Raw genomic sequence first — 4116 nt, forward strand, 5'->3', positions numbered from 1 at the left:
ATCACCTGTCACTGTCCAAAATGTCGGGTTTCTCCCTCCGGTCGGAACTCGACCTACTAGAAATCGCTAAAAGTTTCCCCGTTTTTTCAAAAACTATGATTTCCACTTATTGAAAATGTTAACCCTATGAAACATACTATACTATAAAGATTTTACCGGAATTTTCGGGGAAACTCCTGAAATAAGACTGTGAATTTCCACTTTTTTCAAACTTCTTCAGGAGGTTCAATATATTAATATAGTGCAAACGTTATCAAATCAAGCCGACGGTTTTTTCATTTCCCATCTGTCAATAATCGCCGCGCCTACAGAATCGCCATAAACATTTACAGTGGTACGACAGCGGTCTAAAAACCAATCGATAGCTAAAATCATAGCGATACCCTCAGTGGGCAAACCGACTGCGTTAAGCACGATTATCATAGTTACCAGCCCGGCTTCCGGGATGCCGGCGGCGCCTATAGCGGCTAGCGTGGCGGTTAAAAATATAATGACCTGCGCGCCGAAACCAAGCGGCACGCCATATATCTGGGCGATAAAAATCGCCGCCACTGCCTCATATAAAGCGGTGCCATCCATATTGATTGTTGCGCCAAGGGGAAGAACAAAACTGGCGGTTTTATTGCTGATTTTGTTTTTTCCCTCGACACACTCGATAGTAATCGGCAAAGTCGCCGAACTTGAGGCAGTCGAGAAGGCGGTTAATAGAGCCGGCGAGATGTTTTTTACATATTCAATTATATTTCGCCGCGCCAAAAAGTAAATAATCGGCGTAAGCACTAAAGTTGCATGAATCAGAAGCCCCAACACTACCGTGAAAAAGTATTTGCCCATACGAGCAATCTCAGCGATAAAACCGCCGGGCTGGCTAAGCTCTGCCTGCCCTAATCGCGCCGCAATCAAGCCAAGAATGCCAATAGGCGCAAAATACATCAGCAAACGTATGAACTTTAAAAAAGCCTCATTTAAACCCTCGAAAAGATTTATAACCGATTGGCCTTTGCTGCCAAGAGTGGTTAATATACCCCCGAATAATAACGAAAAAACAATCAACGGCAGGATATTATTATTTGCCATAGCCGTAAACAGGTTCTTGGGAATAAGACCGATTATAACATCAAGGAAGGAAAACTTCTTTTCGGCAAGCTTGATTTCAATACCCACACCCTCAGCGGCAGGTTCTACTTTCATGCCTTTCGCATCAACCCAGTATTGAACCGGTATCTGTTTTTCGCTCATATATGATGAGGCGTCAATTATGCCTTTTATATTTTGATCAAGAAGATGAATTACAAAACGGGCGGAATAATTAGTGCCGTAAAAATGTTTATCTTCATCTGTCAGTTTAAGAATTGTGCCGCCAGACATAGGTCTTGTTTCGATAATATAGCAAGCCTGAGGATGATTGTCCTCTGCCTGCGAAATACCCTTGCCGGGCTGAATAATATTTACCAGAATGATGCCTATGATAACCGATACAGCCGTGGTTGACATATAGTAGATAATCGTCTTGCCGCCAAGCGTTCCAAGCTTGCTTAATTGACCCAGGCGCGCAATACCTGTTACCATCGAGGCAACAACTAAGGGCACAACTAACATGAAAAGCGCATTTAGAAATATCTCACCTAAGAAACCGATTTTCAATGCTGTGTGCGGATAGTAATGGCCGAGAGTAAATCCTAATATTATTGCTGCCAGTATCAGATAAAGGATTAGATTGGAGGATTTACTTTTCTTAGCCATGTAAAATTATACTACTTTAGGTCCAAAAGGTCAATAGCGGAGCGAATATATCAGCAAGACCGCAATAAAGAGAATTATGAATAATGCGTAAAGATAGAAAGTCATTGCTCCGCCTATGGCGGACACCTTAGGCGGAGCAATGACTAATTTACACATTGCAGCATTATATGCTATAGTTTGTGAATAATACGGGCTAAATGTACCGCTTAGTGTTTGTGAATAACTATTATAGCTTCTATTTAATCTGATAGACACGCATTCTTTGTGTTTAATGCTGTTTTAAACCGAGAAAAATCAATCGCCTTCACTATTCTTGCTATTAATAATTCTGTCCAATTTATTAACCATTTCTATCATTTCCGGGTCATTCCGAAAACGAGGCGTTTTTCGATAGATGTCGAAATAATGCTTAGCCTTATCATATTTTCCTATGATAAAATACAACTGGCCAAGATTTCTTATAGCCTCGATGTTGCCGGGTTTAAGCTCGAGGGCTTTTTTTAGATTTATCTCTGCTCCTATTTGATTTCCCTGTTTCATCTGGGAATAGGCTAAAAATAGATATGAACGAAAATGCGGCTGCCTTCGCAAAGATTGGTAGCATGCCTGTTCCGCCTGATACCATTGCTTTTTTTGATAATAATATGTGCTTAATAATTCATAGCCATATCTGCTGCGTGATTCATCAAGCTTGATAATATCCTTGAAACGGGAAACAGACCGCGCCTCATCGCTGTTTAGTAAAACCCATAAAAAAGTAAGCGCAATCGGAATCACTACTAATGAGCTTTTAATAATTCTGTTCTGCTTAGACCAATCAACACCGATAAACAAGGCAAAATGTAAACCTATAAGCGGCAATGCAAATAAATCCCAATCCCTTGCCATATTTAGCTGAGGGTCGATAAGCAGCAGTGCTATTATACCGGCAATAGCTGACAGCCTCGAAAATAGCGCTATTTGATTATGTTTGCAATCACCGGAATTTCTGAATTTCTGAATCGGGATTAAAATTAAAAACACAGGACATATCAGAAACAACTCATTTAATATATCCACTATATGATCCTTGCTCCATAACAGATACCCCGGCTCTGTATTGCTGTATGGCAGAAGAAATGCGCCGCTTTGTTTATAGCTAAAGGTATTAACAGCCCAAACAGCTATGAGAGTTAAAGTTGTAATTAAAACGATTGTGGGTTTCTGCCTGTTTTTTCGATATTCAATCAGCAATAAATAACATAGTGATGGCAATAAAAAGATAGTGAGATTATGCAGATAATAGCCGATGATAAAAACCGCCGCAAGCAGGATAAGTTTTTTCCCGGTATAGAAATAAGTAATAGCAAAATAGAAAAACAGCATTATAGCTGCTGCTGCTATCGAATAATACTCTATATAGCCGAAAAATATCATAAGGCCGCCCCAGCCTATGAGATAAGCAAATAATATCGAGGAATTCATCTTCGGTAATTTCAACCTACGGGCAATTAGCCAGGCGACCCAAAAATAAACTAAACCGCATGAGTAACTCCAGAACCTGAAACTATCAAGAACATCAAACCCCAATGGCTTAAATATATATTTATATGAGATATCTCTAATCAAGAATTCTAACGGTTCGCCGGCGGCGGTATCTTTTAGCCTTGCGAAACCATGAACACCCAATTCCTTAAGCCGCAGACTGCTGTCTCCCAGCAAATGTGCGCTGTCGTTGAAAATATAGAATATTATAATTAAAACTGCGCTAATTAATATATACCATATATATCGCGGTATGTTGTCGGCTATGCGTAAAAACGAATTTATTAGAGAGTCAACGGTTTTTAATTTATGAGCATAAGACAATAAAAATATCAGGATTATAATAACTGCCAAATATAATATTGAAAACTGAATGGAAAAATAGCTCAATTGATTTATCCCCCAGAGCCTTGCTTCCGGATAAAATATGCCAATGAATTTTAGCGCGATAACTATTAAGATTGAGAATGCGGCTAAGAACAATTTAATTTTATCAGACATAAAATATTCACCAATTTTATTAGACTATAACAGAATATTCGAGCGGCGTCAAATCCTTATATGCGTCGGGATGGAAGCTTGCGACATCCTGGCGCCTGCTGTTATGTTGTGTCAGTTCGCAGTCCGTCCAAGGCGGATAAACTGACATATTGCTTGAGTAAGGCCGCATTATTTATAAGCTCCAGCATACGATGCTGCAATGACTCGCATATATTTTTTGTGAATAATGCAGGTTAAGGAGATATGATATTTCACTACTGTCCGGCCTTTTTTATAGAGTTCTTAAAATAATACCCAACAATCGAAGCTTGCTTATTTCATAACCCATAGAGCATCGGGATGTTGGGC

General features: G+C 39.6%; 2 protein-coding genes. Both read right to left on the reverse strand.

What is annotated here, in order from left to right:
• Positions 1-258 precede the first annotated feature (258 nt).
• Positions 259-1743 (reverse strand): dicarboxylate/amino acid:cation symporter, encoded by a 1485-nt coding sequence (locus J7K40_10475; protein ID MCD6162824.1) that lies wholly within the window; start codon positions 1741-1743, stop codon positions 259-261.
• A 294-nt stretch (positions 1744-2037) separates the two neighbouring features.
• On the reverse strand, positions 2038-3768 hold the full coding sequence (locus J7K40_10480; GenBank protein ID MCD6162825.1) for a hypothetical protein: 1731 nt from the start codon (positions 3766-3768) through the stop codon (positions 2038-2040).
• Between the last annotated feature and the right edge of the window lie 348 nt (positions 3769-4116).

The organism is Candidatus Zixiibacteriota bacterium (genome assembly GCA_021159005.1).
In the GTDB taxonomy this organism is placed as follows: domain Bacteria; phylum Zixibacteria; class MSB-5A5; order UBA10806; family 4484-95; genus JAGGSN01.